16 protein-coding genes are annotated in these 17,099 nt (G+C 47.8%); 1 reads left to right on the top strand and 15 read right to left on the bottom strand.

The window, feature by feature from the left end; all coding sequences use genetic code 11:
- Positions 1-286: 286 nt before the first annotated feature.
- The 11 genes from IV64_RS09665 to gmk form a co-directional block, all read right to left on the bottom strand.
- Positions 287-949 (bottom strand): thiamine diphosphokinase, encoded by a 663-nt coding sequence (locus tag IV64_RS09665; RefSeq protein WP_057707038.1) that lies wholly within the window; start codon positions 947-949, stop codon positions 287-289.
- On the bottom strand, positions 949-1,602 hold the full coding sequence (rpe, locus tag IV64_RS09660; RefSeq protein ID WP_057707037.1) for a ribulose-phosphate 3-epimerase: 654 nt from the start codon (positions 1,600-1,602) through the stop codon (positions 949-951). Before rpe ends, IV64_RS09665 begins: the two co-directional genes overlap by 1 nt.
- Positions 1,603-1,623: 21 nt before the next feature.
- Positions 1,624-2,520 carry a ribosome small subunit-dependent GTPase A gene (gene rsgA, locus IV64_RS09655; RefSeq protein WP_057707036.1) on the bottom strand — a complete coding sequence of 299 codons (897 nt, stop codon included), beginning with the start codon at positions 2,518-2,520 and terminating at the stop codon, positions 1,624-1,626.
- Positions 2,521-2,616: 96 nt separating this feature from the next.
- Complete coding sequence (gene pknB, locus IV64_RS09650; protein WP_057707035.1) at positions 2,617-4,644, bottom strand: Stk1 family PASTA domain-containing Ser/Thr kinase; 2,028 nt, start codon at positions 4,642-4,644, stop codon at positions 2,617-2,619.
- Positions 4,641-5,390, bottom strand: a complete 750-nt coding sequence (locus tag IV64_RS09645) for a Stp1/IreP family PP2C-type Ser/Thr phosphatase (RefSeq protein WP_057707034.1) — start codon at positions 5,388-5,390, stop codon at positions 4,641-4,643. Before IV64_RS09645 ends, pknB begins: the two co-directional genes overlap by 4 nt.
- A 17-nt stretch (positions 5,391-5,407) precedes the next feature.
- A complete protein-coding gene (gene rsmB / locus IV64_RS09640) occupies positions 5,408-6,751 on the bottom strand; it encodes a 16S rRNA (cytosine(967)-C(5))-methyltransferase RsmB (protein ID WP_057707033.1) in 1,344 nt (447 codons plus the stop codon).
- Entirely contained in the window at positions 6,748-7,698 is a 951-nt protein-coding gene (gene fmt / locus IV64_RS09635) for a methionyl-tRNA formyltransferase (protein WP_057707032.1), read from the bottom strand. The genes rsmB and fmt overlap by 4 nt, the downstream gene beginning before the upstream one ends.
- A gap of 39 nt (positions 7,699-7,737) precedes the next feature.
- Positions 7,738-10,155 carry a primosomal protein N' gene (gene priA, locus IV64_RS09630; protein WP_057707031.1) on the bottom strand — a complete coding sequence of 806 codons (2,418 nt, stop codon included), beginning with the start codon at positions 10,153-10,155 and terminating at the stop codon, positions 7,738-7,740.
- A 22-nt stretch (positions 10,156-10,177) separates the two neighbouring features.
- Positions 10,178-11,401, bottom strand: a complete 1,224-nt coding sequence (gene coaBC, locus IV64_RS09625) for a bifunctional phosphopantothenoylcysteine decarboxylase/phosphopantothenate--cysteine ligase CoaBC (protein ID WP_057707030.1) — start codon at positions 11,399-11,401, stop codon at positions 10,178-10,180.
- Positions 11,402-11,656: 255 nt separating this feature from the next.
- Positions 11,657-11,869, bottom strand: a complete 213-nt coding sequence (gene rpoZ, locus IV64_RS09620) for a DNA-directed RNA polymerase subunit omega (protein WP_057707029.1) — start codon at positions 11,867-11,869, stop codon at positions 11,657-11,659.
- Complete coding sequence (gene gmk, locus IV64_RS09615) at positions 11,866-12,486, bottom strand: guanylate kinase (protein WP_057707028.1); 621 nt, start codon at positions 12,484-12,486, stop codon at positions 11,866-11,868. The genes rpoZ and gmk overlap by 4 nt, the downstream gene beginning before the upstream one ends.
- A 189-nt stretch (positions 12,487-12,675) precedes the next feature.
- Here gmk and IV64_RS09610 point away from each other — a divergent pair, with 189 nt between their 5' ends.
- The gene (locus IV64_RS09610; RefSeq protein ID WP_157061127.1) at positions 12,676-13,020 is read left to right on the top strand and encodes a hypothetical protein; all 345 of its coding nucleotides are present in this window, start codon (positions 12,676-12,678) and stop codon (positions 13,018-13,020) included.
- Positions 13,021-13,181: 161 nt separating this feature from the next.
- Here IV64_RS09610 and IV64_RS09605 read toward each other — a convergent pair whose 3' ends face one another.
- Genes IV64_RS09605 through IV64_RS09590 form a run of 4 tightly spaced genes read right to left on the bottom strand, consistent with a single transcriptional unit; the run spans position 13,182 to position 16,609 of the window.
- Complete coding sequence (locus IV64_RS09605; RefSeq protein ID WP_057707026.1) at positions 13,182-13,835, bottom strand: ABC transporter permease; 654 nt, start codon at positions 13,833-13,835, stop codon at positions 13,182-13,184.
- A complete protein-coding gene (locus IV64_RS09600; RefSeq protein WP_057707025.1) occupies positions 13,835-14,770 on the bottom strand; it encodes an osmoprotectant ABC transporter substrate-binding protein in 936 nt (311 codons plus the stop codon). Before IV64_RS09600 ends, IV64_RS09605 begins: the two co-directional genes overlap by 1 nt.
- A 13-nt stretch (positions 14,771-14,783) precedes the next feature.
- Entirely contained in the window at positions 14,784-15,416 is a 633-nt protein-coding gene (locus IV64_RS09595) for an ABC transporter permease (RefSeq protein WP_057707024.1), read from the bottom strand.
- Positions 15,416-16,609 (bottom strand): betaine/proline/choline family ABC transporter ATP-binding protein, encoded by a 1,194-nt coding sequence (locus IV64_RS09590; RefSeq protein ID WP_083491633.1) that lies wholly within the window; start codon positions 16,607-16,609, stop codon positions 15,416-15,418. Before IV64_RS09590 ends, IV64_RS09595 begins: the two co-directional genes overlap by 1 nt.
- Positions 16,610-17,099: the final 490 nt, after the last annotated feature.

The raw sequence follows: 17,099 nt of genomic DNA, 5'->3' as shown, positions 1-17,099 counted from the left end.
GGCTGACATTGCTGACACAGCACACCAATTCTGCTCGCCTGCGCTAAAATTTGTTTAATATTATTATTCTGTTAGATAATCGGAGGTTGCCACTGATAATATCAGTCGTGAAGGTGGCGTTTAGCCGATGGTGTTTCGGCTTTACACCACGGACGGTCCGGGACAATTGCGACCTTTGCAAGTGTTCCGGGCGAGGGGCAAGACGCTTCTCAGGCTTGACCCGGTCCCACGACCGCATGTTATCAGTGACGGCCGGACGAAATCTTAAATGTCTAATTTGCTTACCCTATTCATGCCGAGCAGAAGCTTCATCCCGGCTCTGGATGACGGCTAAGACACCTTGGTCAAAGCTGAAACGGCCACTCGTCCCGACAAACTCATTGCTGGCCCATGAAATTGGATAGTCATTATGGTCGGCTTGCAACTGGTACTTCTCATCGGGAAGCGTTAGGTGCATTGGCATCAACGGGACAAAGGCCAAGTACTTTTTGTCTGGTTCCTTATGAATTTGATAGTCCCCTGGTAAAAAGTATTCGACAGTATTTTGGCGATCAATCAGTTTGACCTTGGGTGCCCATTTGCGAAAAAATGGATCTAAGACTAACCAAACGTTAGCCAACAAATGATCCAGTCGTCCACCGGTCGCACCGTAAATATGGACTTCGTCTGGATCTAATTGTTCAAAGATCGATTTCAGCGCTAGTTGCGTATCCGTATGGTCTTGGTCAGGCTTCACAATGACCGCACCGGCCAAAGCCGCCTTGACCGTCGCCAATTCTGACGCGGTAATCGAGTCAAAGTCACCGACGACCATTACTGGTTTAATACCCAGTTTGACTAGCCGTAGCGCACCCCGGTCGGCACCGACCCAGGGACCAGGAATCCGTTCTAAATGGTCCGGCCAATTCGCCATCGGCCCACCCACGAGTAGATTTACCGTTGTTGTCATTAGTTCGTCGCCACTTTAATATCCTGAATCCGAGCAGCTGGGTCCGAACTATCGAAGACAAATGAGCCCGCGACAGCAACCGTGGCACCCGCATCGTAACATTGTTTAACCGTAGTGGCATTGATGCCGCCGTCGACTTGGATATCAAAATCATAGCCGTGTTCTTGCTTAATCGCCGCAAGCGCCTTGATTTTTGCGGGCATTGGTTCTAAGAAATGTTGCCCGCCAAAACCAGGATTGACCGTCATGATCAAGACCTGATCAACTAAGGGTAAAACTTCACTAATCATGCTCAACGGCGTCCCAGGATTAACAACCACTTCAGCTTTGGCACCCGCCTGCTTGATCAATTGGAGAACGTGGTAAATGTGCCGCGTACTCTCAACGTGGACCCCAATCAGATCCGCACCGGCCTTCGCAAATTGTTCAACAAAGTGCTCTGGTTCCACAATCATCAGGTGACAATCTAACGTTAGTGACGTCACCGGACGTAAATCAGCAACCGTCTTCATCCCAAAAGATAGGTTCGGGACAAACTGACCGTCCATCACATCAATATGGATCGAATCCGCACCGGCCTTTTCTGCCAGTTGAACGTCGCGTTGTAAATTAGCAAAATCCGCGCTTAAAATTGAAGGGGCAACTTTAATCATCAGTCTCACTCACTTTTCGTTTTATTTTTTCTTATTATAAATCACTTTTTTATTCTTGATTGTTTCGTAAAATTGCAGGTAATTATCGTAGCGACTTTGCAAAACGTCACCGTCGGCTAACGCTGATTTGACCGCACAGTGCGGTTCGTTAATGTGCACGCAACCACGGTACTTACAGTCTTGTCCAAGCTGAACAAACTCTGGAAAATAATGCGTGAGTTCGTTGGCCGCAATGTCAAAGACTTCGTACGATGAAAACCCTGGTGTGTCAGCGACTAACCCATCAGCGATGGGAATCAGACTGACCTTTCTAGTCGTATGTTTCCCACGGTTCAAGGCTTGCGAAATTTCACCAGTCGCTAAATCTAGGCCGGGTTGCAAGTGGTTCAACAGGGTCGATTTACCGGCCCCCGTTTGCCCCATGACAACCGCAACGTGCCCCGCCAGTTCTTTTTTTATCGCCGCTAACGACGCTTTTGAAAAGGCAGTTCGATCAATAATGACCGGGTACCCAATTTGGCGATACCGTTGTGCCAATTGTTCCCGTTGCGCGTAGGTCTCATCGTCTAACAAGTCCGTTTTGGCAAAGTAAATGACAGCTTGAATTCCCGCCACTTCTAATGCCACTAGTTGGCGATCCAACAAGTTAGTTGAAAACTCCTGCTTCGTTGTCGCCGTTACAACGACCGCTAAGTTGACATTGGCCACTGGTGGCCGTACCAGCTGCGTCTGCCGGTCCAATACTTTCAAAAGGTAGCCTTCCTGTAACGTTGTACTATCAAATTCTACCTGATCCCCAACCAACGGGGTAATCTTACGCTTACGGAAGTTTCCGCGCGCCCGGGTTCGATACGTTTGACCGTCTGAATAAATGTCATAAAAACCACTTAACGACTGTCGAATTTGTCCAATTTTCAAATTAGCACCACCTTATTCTTGATTTGGTACGGTCCACTTCTGAATAACTATCCCTATTGTACCAAAAAAAGTCATGCCTGCGCATGACTTACTATTTTAATTTGTTGCATCCTTACTGGTAATGTTGGCTTTCTCACTGATGGTGACCCCGTTACGAACAATGCGGTAACGTCCCTTGGTGTCGCCACTGAGTTCAAACGGTAAACTGACCCGGGTATCGTGCATAATTGCAACGTCGCGGTACAGTGTCCCCAAGACGTGATTATCATCCTGCAAATAAATTTTGACATCATTTGCAGGTGTCGCCGTTGTGGTCAATGACTTATACGGTAAAGTCAATTTCACATAAAAGTTCTCCGGGGTACCTTGACCACTCGGTTGACTTCCACGTGACATGGTCACCGTGATCGTTGACCCAGCCCGGACGTCGTTGCCACCATCCGGCGTTTGATCATAGGAATACCCCGCCTTTTGGTCAGACGAGTAGCCCCGTTTAAAGTTCACGTTCAGGTCATTTGACTGTGCGTAATTCACGATATCAGTCCGACTCTCGCCCGTTAAATCTTTCAACTCAACGTAGCGGCTCCCCGCACTGACTGTAAAAGTGACCGTCGTCGCGGTTGGTAACACGGTACTTCCCGCAACCACGTCCTGACTAATAATCTGGCCTTCCGCAACGTCCGAAGTGCTAAACCGTTCCTGAACGTTAAAGCCAGCTGACTTCAATGTTTGCCGAACGTCTCGGTAACTTTCATTGACGTAGTTACCAAAGCTCATCTTTTTAGCACCGTTACTAACGGTCAGGTTGATCCGAGCGTGCTGAGAAATAATCGTCTTACTTCCCGGGTCGGACTTAACCACTTGTCCCGTGCGAACGCGGTTACTCTTAATGCGTTTCACTTTGCCGACTGACAAATTATGCTTGGCTAACACTTTCGTTGCTGCGGCCTGCGACATGCCAGTGACCTTAGGAACCGTCGTCGACTGAGGCCGACTCAATTCTAAGCCAATGACAACTGCGACCACGAGTAACACGAAAATACTCCCAAAAATAATGATTCGCCGGCGTAACGGGTGCCGTTTAGACCACGAACGGGTCGGCAACGGAGCATCGTCTGTTTCCGGTTTAGACTCAGGTGTCTTCGGGTGAACTTCGGTCGATTTTGCCACTGGATCACGCGGCATGACCTGCGTTTTGCCATCCTGATTTGCCTTAATAGCGGCCTGAATATCCGCACTAGGCATAATCCGCGTTTCATCATTATTTAAATCAGCCGGAATAAACCGTTTTTCACCAGCCCGCGTCGTTGATAACGTGGTCAGCAAATCCGAGGCCATATCTTCAACCGTGATATAGCGGTCCCGCGGGTCCTTAGCTGTCGCTTGTAAAACAACGTTTTCTAAGGCTTGCGGAATATCAGCATCAAAATCACGAACGGATGGAATCGCATTTTGGAAATGCTTCAATGCGATTGAAACCGCCGTTTCACCTTTGAACGGGACCGACCCCGTCAACATTTCATACAAAATAATGCCTAACGAATAGATATCAGACTGTTTCGTCGCCATACTACCGCGGGCCTGTTCTGGCGAGAGGTAGTGAACGGAGCCTAAAATCGTATTCGTTTGGGTCATCGAGTGTTCGGACAACGCCACCGCGATCCCAAAATCGGTAATCTTGGCGTTGCCCTGTTCATCAATCAAAATATTTTGGGGCTTGAGGTCCCGATGAATTATATTATGCGCGTGGGCGGTGGCCACAGCACTTAAGATCTGCTCCATGATATCAATGACTTGTTGTAACGGTAGCGGGAAATTTTCCTTAATGTAGTTCTTCAGATCCATTCCCTTAACATACTCCATAACAAGGTACTGCATACCGTTTTCTTCACCGACATCGTACAGACTAACGATGTGCGGATGCACTAATTCCGTTGTCGCTAAGGCCTCGCGTTGAAACCGTTTAATGGTTTTTGGATCATCGCGCAAGTCTAAACGCAAGAGCTTGACCGCAACATCGCGATCTAAGATTAAGTCGTGTGCCAAGTAAACGTTGGCCATCCCACCTTCACCTAATGACCGAACGATTCGATATCGTCCGCTAAGGGTATAGTTGGGTGTCATTTACCGGCCACCTCACCATCTACCGCAACGATCAAGGCGGTAATATTGTCTAGTCCCCCAGCCGTGTTGGCCATTTTGATTAAAGTTTCGCACTTCTGAGCTGCCGTCTGGTCAGTTGCTTTCAAAACGCTTGCTAACTGATCATCCGGCACCATATTAGTTAAACCGTCAGAACAGAGGAGCAACTGGTCACCAGCGTCCATTTCGAATAAGTTGGTATCAATATCCGCATCTGGCGAAATACCGAGTGTCCGGGTAATAATATTTTTTTGCGGGTGTTTTCTGGCTTGTTCAGCTGAGATTTCGCCCCGTTTAACGAGTTCGTTCACTAAAGAATGATCTTCCGTTAACTGGTGTAACTCACCTTCACGGAACAGGTAGCCCCGACTGTCACCGAGGTTAGCCATTAAGAATTCGCCATCAAAGAGTAAGGTCGCCACCATGGTCGTCCCCATCCCTTTTAAGTCCGAAAACTCACGGGCCTTTTCGATGATGTGCTGGTTTTCATCTTGAACTTCATTTGCAAGCCACTTAACCGCATCAGTCGGCTGATCAAAAGTCGTATTTTCAAAGCGATACCCCATGTGTGACACGGCCATTTCAGAAGCCACGTCACCACCCTGGTGTCCGCCAATACCGTCCGCGACGATGGCGAAGTTAATCCCCGCTTTATTCTTAAAAACGCCGACGTAGTCTTCATTTTCTTCACGTTGTTGGCCAATATCCGACCGGTATGCAAAATCCACTGTTCACCACTCCACCGTTATTTTTTTTGCAAACAAGCAATGAAAAAGCCGTCTGACATGTAGTCATCCGGATAAATCGACAATGGTTTCACATCCCGATCCGCTTTTAAAGCTTGTTTCGTTGGCGTCATCTGCAACTCAAAATCGGGGTGTGCTGCCAAGAATTGCTCAATCACATCCTGATTTTCTTGCCGCAAAATCGTGCAAGTGCTATACGTCATGATACCACCTTTTTTTAAGGTTGGGGCCGCCGCCGATAAAATCGCCAACTGAATCTTTTGCAGATTCATACTATCGCTGAGCTGCTTTTCATAACGAATTTCAGGCTTCCGCCGAATGAGTCCTAAACCAGAACATGGCGCATCAACGAGGATCCGGTCAAAGTGTTCATCACCGAATTCAGTTCCAACCTTACGCGCATCGAGTTCGGTTGCCGCGACACGGTCTGCAACGTGCATGCGTGCGGCGTTTTGACCGATTAGTTTTACTTTATTGGCGTGAATATCTAAGGCGACAACTTCGCCACCCTGATCTGCATCCAATTCAGCCGCAATCTGGGTCGTTTTTCCACCAGGCGCCGCACAGGCATCTAGAACTTTATCGCCTGGTTGAACATCTAATGCGGGCACTACTAACTGGGCACTTTCATCTTGGATTGTAAACATCCCGTAACGCATGGCCTCGGTGTTAATGGCTTGACCCTCAGTGACGATCAATCCTAGTGGTGACACTTCGCTGGCTTCAACGGTCAGGCCATCATTTTCCAAGGCGCTTTGCACGTCTTCAACGGTCGAAACGGTTGGGTTAATACGCAGTGATTGCTTAGCAGGCTGGTTGAGTGATTTCAAGATGCTGACCATCTTATCAGCACCGAGTTGATCCCGAAGTTCATCAATTAACCAAACGGGCATGCTGTACATCACACTCAAACGTTCGTCGGGGTCCTTAATATCGTCAAAACTAGGTAGTCCGCTACGATCCATTTGGTGTAACACACCGGTCACAAACCGCCGAATCCCGGAATGACCCTTAACCTTGGCAATTTCAATCGTTTCGTTAAAGACGGCCCGTTGTGGAATTTTGTCCAGATACTGCCACTGGTAGACCGCACTCAACAGTAACTCTTTAACCCAAGGATCGATCTGATTGGGGTGGCGTACGAAGGGCTTCAACCAGTATTCAAGGGTCATGCGGTGTTGGATCACGCCGTAGACCATGTTCGTCAGCAAATTAATGTCACGCCGATCCATCGTATGGTCATTGATCATCTGGTTCAACTGCAAGTTGGAATAAGCGCCATCTTTAATTTTTGCTAAGGCTGCCACTGCTAACCAGCGGGGTGTGTTGTCTACTGTACTCATTTACTAATAACCTGCTCTCCGGTCGCGAATTTATCCGCTGACCCATTTAAAAAGTCTGTAATTGTCATCTTAGGTTTACCTGCCGGTTGAATCGTGTTAACCGCTAAGGCCGTTCCGTTGGCCGCTGCTAAGACGAGCTCATGCTTGGCCTTGCGGACCACTTGTCCGGCTGCTTGCGTCACCTGCTCGTCAAGTGGCGTCACGTCCCAAAACTTGGTCCGTTTACCGTCGAGCATCGCGTAGGCAATTGGGGCGGGACGCATCCCTCTAACCTGGTCGTCAATCTGAGTCGCCGTTTGGTTAAAGAAATCCAATTCTTCTTGTTCGGGTTTGATCGTTGGTGAAAAAGTGACTTGCGTTTCGTCCTGAGGGGTCGCCGTCAACTCGCCAGCTAGCAACTTCGGCAACGTTGCTAACAGTAAGTCACGCCCGACCACGCTGAGCTTTTCAAACATTGTCCCGGTATCATCGGTCTTTTCAATCGGAATCGCTTGTTGAGCTAACATGTCACCAGCGTCCATCTTTTTAACCATGTAAATAATGGTAATCCCAGTTTCCGCTTCGCCGTTAATGATGGAATATTGAACCGGCGCACCACCACGATACTTCGGTAACAAGGAGCCGTGAACGTTGATGGCGCCAACCTTAGCGGCTTTTAAAAGCTTAGTTGGTAAGAACTGTCCAAACGCTGCGGTCACAATCAGATCCGGTTGCAAGTCAATAATCCGTTGCATTTCGGGACTGCCGCCGATTTTTTCAGGCTGTAAGACTTCAATATCATGAGCCACGGCCACTTGTTTAACGGGTGACGCGGTCAAAACGTGCTTACGCCCCACCTTGCGATCCGGTTGGGTCACAACGGCTAAGACCTGGTACTTTTCCTTGATGAGACTTTCTAAGATTGGGGCCGCAAACTGCGGGGTCCCCATAAATACGATTGATGTCATTAAATTATTCCTCCGTACGTTCCAAAATAACGGCACCCGTTACATGAAGTGTAATGGCTCCACGTCGATGCCAATCTGGAGACCTTGACGCTGCTGAACTTGCGTTTCGTGCAGTAAGGTCGTCAAAGTCTGCTTTAAATTAGGTTCCTGCTTATATTTAATCACAATTTGATAATAATAGCGCCGGTTGACACGGGCAATCGGCTTGGGCGTCGGTCCCAAAATGATCGTATTGGGCGCTAACCGTGGCCGTAACCACTGTAAGAGCTGGTACATCCGCTTAGCAGCAACCGCCTCGTCTAAATCACTCGCCGTAATTTGGACCGTGAAGTAGTACGGCGGGTAACCGCCCTGATGCCGCATCCGCATCTCATACTTGAAAAAGCCTTCGTAATCGTGGTGCTTGGCAAATCGAATCGCGTAATGATCCGGATTAAACGTCTGAATATAGACGTGCCCCGTCTTTTCAGCCCGGCCAGCCCGACCGCTAACCTGCGTTAACAATTGGAAGGTGCGCTCACTTGCCCGAAAATCAGGTAATCCGAGGGCGGTATCCGCGTTAAGTACGCCAACGAGGGTCACGTTAGGAAAATCTAACCCCTTCGCAATCATTTGTGTCCCAATTAAAATATCGGCCTCGCCACTGCCAAATTGCGCTAACAATTTCGCGTGTGCGCCCTTCTTACGCGTCGTATCATTATCCATTCGAATAATACGGGCGTCCGGTAACAAATCGCGTAACTCTTCTTCAACCTTTTCAGTCCCGGTCCCGTAATACCGAATTTGCCGACTGTGACAGTTCGGACATACCCGGGGAATGGCTTCTTCATGACCACAGTAATGACACTTCATCGTGTGCGTATCCATGTGCAATGTCAATGAAATATCACAATTAGGACATTTTAAGACAAACCCACAGTCACGACAGAGCACAAATGACGAGTAACCCCGTCGGTTTAACATTAACACACTCTGTTCGTGTCGGTCCAAGCGGTCCTGTAACGCAACTAGTAATGGCGCTGAAAAGTTACTCTCAGCGTGTTGCTGCATTTCTTTTTTCATATCAATGATCGACACACTCGGCATGGGCCGCCGGTTGACCCGGTCAGCTAGTACTAACCGCTGATAAACACCCTTTTCGGCCCGGGCCCGGGTCTCCAAGGATGGAGTCGCTGAGCCTAAAACGACCGGGCAATTATGGTAACGGCTCCGCCACAACGCGACTTGGCGCGCGTGGTAGCGTGGCGCATCGTCTTGTTTATAAGTACTTTCATGTTCCTCATCCATGACGATTAGACCCAGGTTCTTAAGTGGGGCAAATACCGCTGAGCGGGCGCCCACAACGACTTGCGCTTCACCACGCTGAATGCGTCGCCACTCGTCGTACTTTTCACCACTGGACAAGCCACTGTGCAGTACCGCAACGGCTTTACCGAAGCGGCCCTTCACCCGGTTGACCATCTGTGGCGTTAGCGAAATTTCAGGCACCAGCATTAAGGCCGTCTTGCCTTGTGCTAGGGCGGCTGCCATGGCTTGTAAGTAAACCTCGGTCTTCCCACTACCCGTGACGCCTTCTAGTAGAAAGGTCGTCGTTTTCGGTGCTTCAATCGCCGTGACGATCTGATCGACGGCGACTTGTTGTTCATCATTTAATTTTAACGGTTTAGTTGGCTTAATATTACTTGTTGCATAGGGGTCCCGGTAGACCTCCACGGCAACTTTTTCTAACCAACCCTTTTTAGCTCCCACTCGAATGGTTGCTTCACTGACACCAAAGCGTTCGGTAAAGGCCTTCTGTGCGAGTACTTCCCCGTTTAACGTTGCTAAGCCTTTCAGTAACGCTAACTGTTGGGTCGCCCCCGCTCGGACATCGGTTTCCGCTTCAGTGAACTCACTCGACGTCAGGAGCGGTTTAACGGCCAGTTGGGTTTTGCGGCGGGCCTGATTTTTAACGTGATAATAAACGTCAACTTGTCCGTCGGCTTGTAGCCGCAATAAATCACTCACCGCTTTGGGCGTCGTCGCAACGTCGTCAAACGGCACTTCCGTTTGGTCTTTGAAGACCGTCTGCTGAACGGTGCTCGTCGTTTGAGCGGTCACGCGTAACTGCTTTTCATACTTCGCACGCATCACGGCCGGGAGCATCGTCTGGGCACAAGTGATTCGGAATGAAAACGTACTTTCCGCTAACCATTCTGTCATTTCTAAGGCTTCGTGATTTAAAACTGGAGCGAGATCAACCACCGCATCGATGGCCTTTAAGTCACCGTCATAGTTAGTCGTTTCATCTAATTTTAAAACGAACCCTTGGACCCGACGCTTGCCACGGCCAAAGGGCACAACGACCCGCATGCCAGGTGTGACTTGTGATTGCCAAGCCACTGGGATCTGATAACTATACGGCCGATTCGTCTGCATCGTCGGCACATCGACTAAAACTTGGGCAATTTGTGCCACACTCGTCTTCCTCTCTAATAACCTATGCTTTCACCGCACCACCGGCCACCGCAGTCGTCAAAATGGTCCGAGCAATTTCAATTTTTGATAATAACGCCGTTTTCACGGGTTCTTGGTTTGGACGCAATAGCGTGACCTGATTCGTGTCACCGTTAAATCCAACGCCAGGTTTCGAAACGTCGTTAGCGACCAACAGATCTAACCGTTTCTGCGTTAATTTGCGTTGCGCATTCGTCAGCAGGTGCTGGGTTTCGGCCGCAAAACCGACCACGTACTGGCTCGTCTTTTGCGGCGCTAGTTGTTTCAAAATATCGGGCGTCTCCGTTAATTGGAGCGTCAGGTCACCGTGATCGGCCGGTTTCTTAATCTTTTGATCAGCGGACTGAACTGGACGATAATCAGAGACAGCCGCCGCCATGACCAACAGGTTCGTCGTTGGAAACGCCGCGTTCACGGCCGTCAACAACTCAGCGGCCGAAGCCACTTTAACCAGGTGAACGCCCACCGGAACGGGGAGCTGATCCGTTGCACTGATTAAGGTTACATCAGCCCCCATTTCACGTGCGACCTGGGCAACCGCGTAACCCATCTTACCGGAAGACCGGTTTGAAATGTATCGAACCGGATCGATGGCTTCACGCGTTCCGCCCGCTGTCACCAGCACGTGCTGGTGCGCTAACGGTAAGTTAGGCGTTAGCTGGGTCAACTGATCCGTTAACCAGTCGATGATGACGTCCGGTTCAGGTAACCGCCCTTTGCCGCTGTAACCTTCCGCAAGCATCCCCGTCGCCGGTGTCAAAACGTGCAGGCCGTCCGCAACTAACTGGTTTAAGTTTCGTTGTGCCGCTGGATTGGCATACATGTGCGAATTCATCGCTGGAATCACAAACTTAGGTGCGGTGGTTGCAAGAATCGTCGTCGTTGCGGCGTCATCCGCAATCCCATTAGCGACTTTGGCAATTAGGTTAGCCGTCGCCGGCACCATAATCATGGTCTCCGTCCAATCAGCTAAGGCGACGTGGACCACGTATTTAGGATCGGTGGCGGTGAATTCATCTAGTACGACCGGTTGTTGGGTGAGGGTCTGAAACGTCAATGGCGTCACAAACTCCGCCGCGTGGGCCGTCATTGCGACGCGAACCGTCGCGCCCCGTTTCATCAATTGCCGAATCAATAGCAACGCCTTATAGCTGGCAATCCCACCACTGATCACTACCGTCACGTGCCGTTTATTCCAAATATCCACTATTTCACGTCCTTTGTGGCCGAACTCGAAACTCCCAGCCAAACTTTCAAATTTATAAAACCGTTTTTCATTACGACGTTAGTAGTCGCAACTACACATGGTTTAATTGTATCAAGAATTACATCAGAGTTGTAGTTCAAAGCCGCCGGCAGTCAAACTAAAAATCCCTAGCTGGCCATTTTGCAGACCAACTAGGGATTTCTTTATGATACTCGCCACAATAACCATACCGGTTACGCAGCTAATTTAGCGGAACTAGTTTTCGTCAGTTTCGTCGGGGTCGATCATTAAATCGCCGGCAGCGATTTCTTCTAAGGCCCGACCAATCGTCTTAACGGACTTATATTCGTTAAGCATTGGGGTTGCCCCAGCATCTAATTCATGGGCCCGCTTGCTAGCTAACATAATCAATGAGTAACGTGAATTAACCTGTTTCAACAAGTCATCAACTGATGGATATAAGATCATGATTCCGCATCTCCTAACATTTCTTCATACTCGGGCATGACCCGCTTCACACTGTAACGTTCGCTCTTGATAATCGCTTTGATCCGCGCTGCAGCCAACGGCACTTCGTCGTTGATTACCGCGTAATCATAGTTGCGCATCATCTTGATTTCATCGACGGCTTTGGCCATCCGCTTATTGATGACACTCATGTCATCCGTGCCCCGGCCAATAATCCGGTGTTTGAGTTCCATTAAATCGGGTGGTGTCAAGAAAATAAAGACACCGTCAGGCATTTTTTCGCGAACTTGCATGGCACCGTTAACTTCGATTTCTAGGAAAACGTCCTTACCGGCGGCCAAAGACTGCTTGATATATTTTAAGGGCGTTCCATAGTAATTGTCAACATACTTGGCATATTCAAGCATACCGCCGCTGTTAATTTCATCCTCGAATTCATCTTTGGAGACAAAATAGTAGTCCTTTCCATCAACTTCACCCGGACGCATTTTCCGAGTCGTCATCGAGACTGAATATTGAAAATCGTTATCATCTGAGTCAAAGATTTCCTTCCGGACGGTACCCTTGCCAACGCCCGAAGGACCTGATAAGACGATTAACATGCCTTGTTTCGCCATGATCGCAAATTCCCCTTATTAAATATGTTTTAAAGATTATTTTGCACTTTTTGAGCCTAGATTGCAAGTCTTATCAAGCGATTGCGCGGATTAACATCTGCCAATCTAATTTTTTGGTCATTTATTGCTTGCATTTTAGAACGCTTGTTCGTATAATAAAAACACAAACAAATGTTCGAGGTGGCCAACATGCAAAATCAACAATCTAATTTAAAATTAATTTCCAAAAATTTACAAGCTTCCTACCGTCAATTTATGGACGACTTCATCGCTGCCCCGACCATCGTTGCGCCGTTACTGCCAACGATGCCGGCTTTCCAGCGGGATTTGTTCTTAAAACAAGCTCAGACCCAACACTACCGGATTATGTTACAGATGCAACCCAGCCTAACGGAGACGCATCCCTATAACATTCACGGGGTGCTCAAAACTCTGGCAAGTGGCCAGTTAGTCTTAGTCAACCGTCACCAACACGTCACGCACCTGATTGAACCAACGATGATTCGCTATATTAAACGCGCACCACTTAATTAAAACTAAATTACTTGCGGTTAAAGATGAAATTTCAGCTAATACAACCTTGCATATTGGTTGAAGTGTTTTAACCGCAAATTAAAAAGATTGATGTTACAGCCCGACCCTACTTCCCTGAATGAGTACGGTGGGTGACCTGTAAATCAATCTTTTTGTTTACCTTACTTTTGAGTTGGATCGGCCCGCTTTTCAATCCAAGCTAAGACCGTGTCGGAAATAATCGCCATCAAGGCCGTTGGTAATGCCCCGGCTAAGATAATGGCCCCACCATTCGTGGCGTTAGTACCCCGAATGATGATGTCTCCTAAGCCACCGGCACCAACGAAGGTCCCAATCGCCGTGATCCCAATTGCTAACACGAGCGCGTTCCGCAACCCAGCCATGATTACTGATAGTGAGAGTGGTAACTCGACCATGCGCAGAATCTGCCAGCGAGTCATCCCCATCCCCTTACCAGAATCAAGAATGCTAGGACTAACGTTTCGCATCCCCGTGTAGGTGTTCTTGATAATTGGGAGTAAAGCATATAGGAAGACCGTGACAATCACGGTGTTGACACCTAAGCCTAACCCAATCATGATAATCGACAGCATCGCTAACGATGGCACCGTTTGAATCACGTTGGCGATGGCAATAACCTCCGCACTCAACTTACTATGATGCGCAATAAAAATCCCAATCGGAATTCCGATAATGGCCGCAAACAACACCCCATAAATTGAAATTAGAAAATGACGGGTAAATTGGCTAAGCACGTACGCACCGTTTTGTTGGTAGTAATACCCCAATTGTTGCAGCAAATTCATGTGTGCCATTACTTGTCACTCCCTTCAAAGTAGTTATGTTGTTCTAGGAATTGCTTAGCGACCACTTCTGGTTCAACCAAGTTGTTATCCACCTTGTAGTTTAAGTTTTGCATCGTCTTCAAATCGATTTTACCGTTCAAACGACTCAAAATTGGCTTCAATTGTGGGTGTTCCTTTAGGACTTTATTCGTTGCAACGGCACTGGCATTATACGGTGGGAAAAAGTTACGATCATCTTTCAAGATTTTAAGATCGTAACTGCCAATCCGACCATCCGTCGAATAACCTAAAATGGCATCCATCTTACCAGATTCCAACGCGTCGTAAACTAGCCCAATTTGCATCGGGTAAGTATTCCCAAATTTATAGCCGTACAACTTCTGGAAGTCGTCGTAACCGTCACCCTTCCGTTCCAGCCAAGTTTGGTCCAACCCAACTGTTAACTTAGAAGCGACTTTTTTCATATCACTAATTGAATTCAAATGGTACTTCTTAGCCGTCTTTTGGGTCACCATAAACGCGTACGTATCGGCAAACCCATAGGATGGGAAGTACGTCATGTGGTACTTCGAATTAAACTGTGAGCGAACCTTATCATCGGTCGCCTTCACGTTGCCCCGATCGGCCGTTTCACCTAAGATGGTCGTTAAATCGGTCCCGGTAAAACGAATCGATGAAATATCGGCTTGGTTATTTTTCAAAGCGTTGAAACTAACCGTCCCAGAACCCAAGTTATTAATGATCGTCGTGTTCAGTTTAGAATAGTGCTGAATCATATCCTGAATCACGTACGCCATAATTTGTTGTTCCGTCGTATTTTGTGAGGCAATTCGAACCGTGTCAGAAGACGATCCCGATAAACCGGGAAAACCACAACCAGCTAATAAAACACCACTAGCAACCGTCGCGATGATGCCTAAAATCCATTTTTTAAATTTTCTCATCTCGTTATCCCCCTTACGCCTGTGTTGTCCGTGGGGTAACAGCGGCTTCGAGCTTGCCGAGTAACCAATCCACAACGAGGGCTAGGATGATAACTGGAATTGACCCACCTAAAATCAGGTCAGTTCGGTAAAGGTTTAAACCATTGAAAATAAAGTCCCCAAGACCACCAGCACCGATATAGGAAGCTAATGCGGCCCAAGCAATCACGTACGTTGCTGATAACCGAATCCCAGACATGATAACCGGGGCAGCCATGGGTACTTCGACTTTAATGATCGACTGACCACTCGTCATACCCATTCCCTTAGCGGCATCAATCAGCGCCGGTTCGACATCTTTCATCCCTAAGTAGGTATTGCGCAAAATTGGCAATAGCGAATAAATGAACAACGCCACGATTGCCGGAATCTTCCCAATCCCAAAGAACGGAATCATCAACGCTAAGAGCGCCATTGCGGGAATCGTCTGTAGCATACTGGCAATCGACATCACCACGTTAGCCACGGTCCCATTTGCACGGGTCAACAAGACCCCGATGGGCACCGCGACGATCACGCCAAGTAACAGCGCAAAAGCCGAAATGTACAAGTGTTGCCAAGTTTTAACTAGCAGCTGGGCCCCGTAAGTTTGTAAGAAACTCATCATTAGGCTTCACCGCCCTTGGCACTCGCGGAGTCGGCGTCTTCGTCCTCCCCGTGGTGAATATTGTTCGTTTCTTCATCTGCCTCTTCGTCACCCCAGAGCGCATCGTACACGATATCAACCAAGGTTGCCCGCGTAACGATTCCGACTAGCCGGTGATTGTCATCAACGACGGGGATGTTCTTCAAGCCCCGTTTCAAAATGCGTTCAACGGTGTCACGAATCAACGAATTGGACTGAACATAGAACAGGTCCTTCTTCATGATGTCACTGACACTGGTTGCGGAATTAAAGTTGTAATCCACGTCTTCAATGCCAATCACACCTTTTAAGATACCCGCTTCGTCAGTCACTAACAGGGAGTCAACACGCTTATCATGCATTAACCGCAGCGCATCCGTCAAAGACTTGCCGGGGGTCGTTGCGATTGGGTCTTTAAGCATAACTTGCCCAACGGTCGTGATACTTGGCCGGGCTTGAATCAACCGGTCTTTCCCAATCAAGTTCTCAACGAATTCGTTAGCGGGATGCCGTAAAATACCATCTGGCGTATCAACCTGCATGATTTCGCCACCGTCCATGATGACGATCCGCGTTGATAACTTCAACGCTTCATCCATATCATGGGTCACAAATACGAAGGTCTTGCCCAGACGTTCCTGCAAGTCTTTGACCAAGTCTTGTAAGGCTTCACGAGTAATTGGGTCCAAAGCCCCAAAAGGTTCATCCATTAAAACTAAGTCTTGGTCCGCAGCTAACGCCCGAACAACTCCGATCCGTTGCTGTTGCCCACCAGATAACTGGGATGGATAGCGGTCTAAGTAGTCTTCTGGTAATTCGACTAGCTTAATCATTTCTTTGGCTCGTTCGTCCATCTTATCTTGTGGCCATTTAAGTAAACGCGGCACTAAGGTGATATTATCTCTAATCGTCATGTGCGGCATCAGCCCGATGTTTTGAATTACGTAGCCAATTTGGCGGCGTAATTTCACCGGATCCATCTTGCTGATATCTTCGCCATTTAACTTGATAGTGCCGGAAGTCTGACTTAACATCCGATTGATCATCCGCATGGTCGTCGTTTTACCTGAACCAGAAGTCCCGATGAAACAAACAAACTCACCTTTTTCGATTTCTAGATTAAAATCTTCAACGGCGACTTTGCCACCAGGATACGTCTTGTTCAAATGTTCCATTGTCAGAAACAACCTCATCACTCCAATCATTTTTCTGCTTTTTCAGTTCACTTAATAAACTGTACCCTAATTAGCATAACGTATATTAAAAGTAAATTGCAAACAACACGCCATGCAAATACGGAATTTTCAGGTGCAGAACTGCCTTTAATGCGCTAATCTTCACAATGATTAAAAAGCGTGTGAGACAAAATTCACAAAGCCATTCAGAAATATCAACTATTTTGGAATGGCTTTCCTTATTACTATGGTCGAAACGTGGGCCAAAAGGCAATTTGGGCTCTAGAATATTGGGTGTTGATGGATTTCCATCAACACCCAATTTTTGTGTAAAATAAAAGGACAAATCTCCTCAATGCACCACCCGTACCGACCAAAGTAAAAGTAAAGGCAAGTGAGAAAAAATGTCCCAAAATCATTTTATCGAAGATACGCTTCAAATTAAAGACCCAAATATTATTTGTACTGATATTGATAGTAGCGATCCAAG

This window comes from Lactiplantibacillus xiangfangensis (genome assembly GCF_001438845.1).
GTDB lineage: Bacteria > Bacillota > Bacilli > Lactobacillales > Lactobacillaceae > Lactiplantibacillus > Lactiplantibacillus xiangfangensis.
Note: the sequence above shows the minus strand (reverse complement) of the source record. Positions and strands in the feature narration are given on the sequence as shown.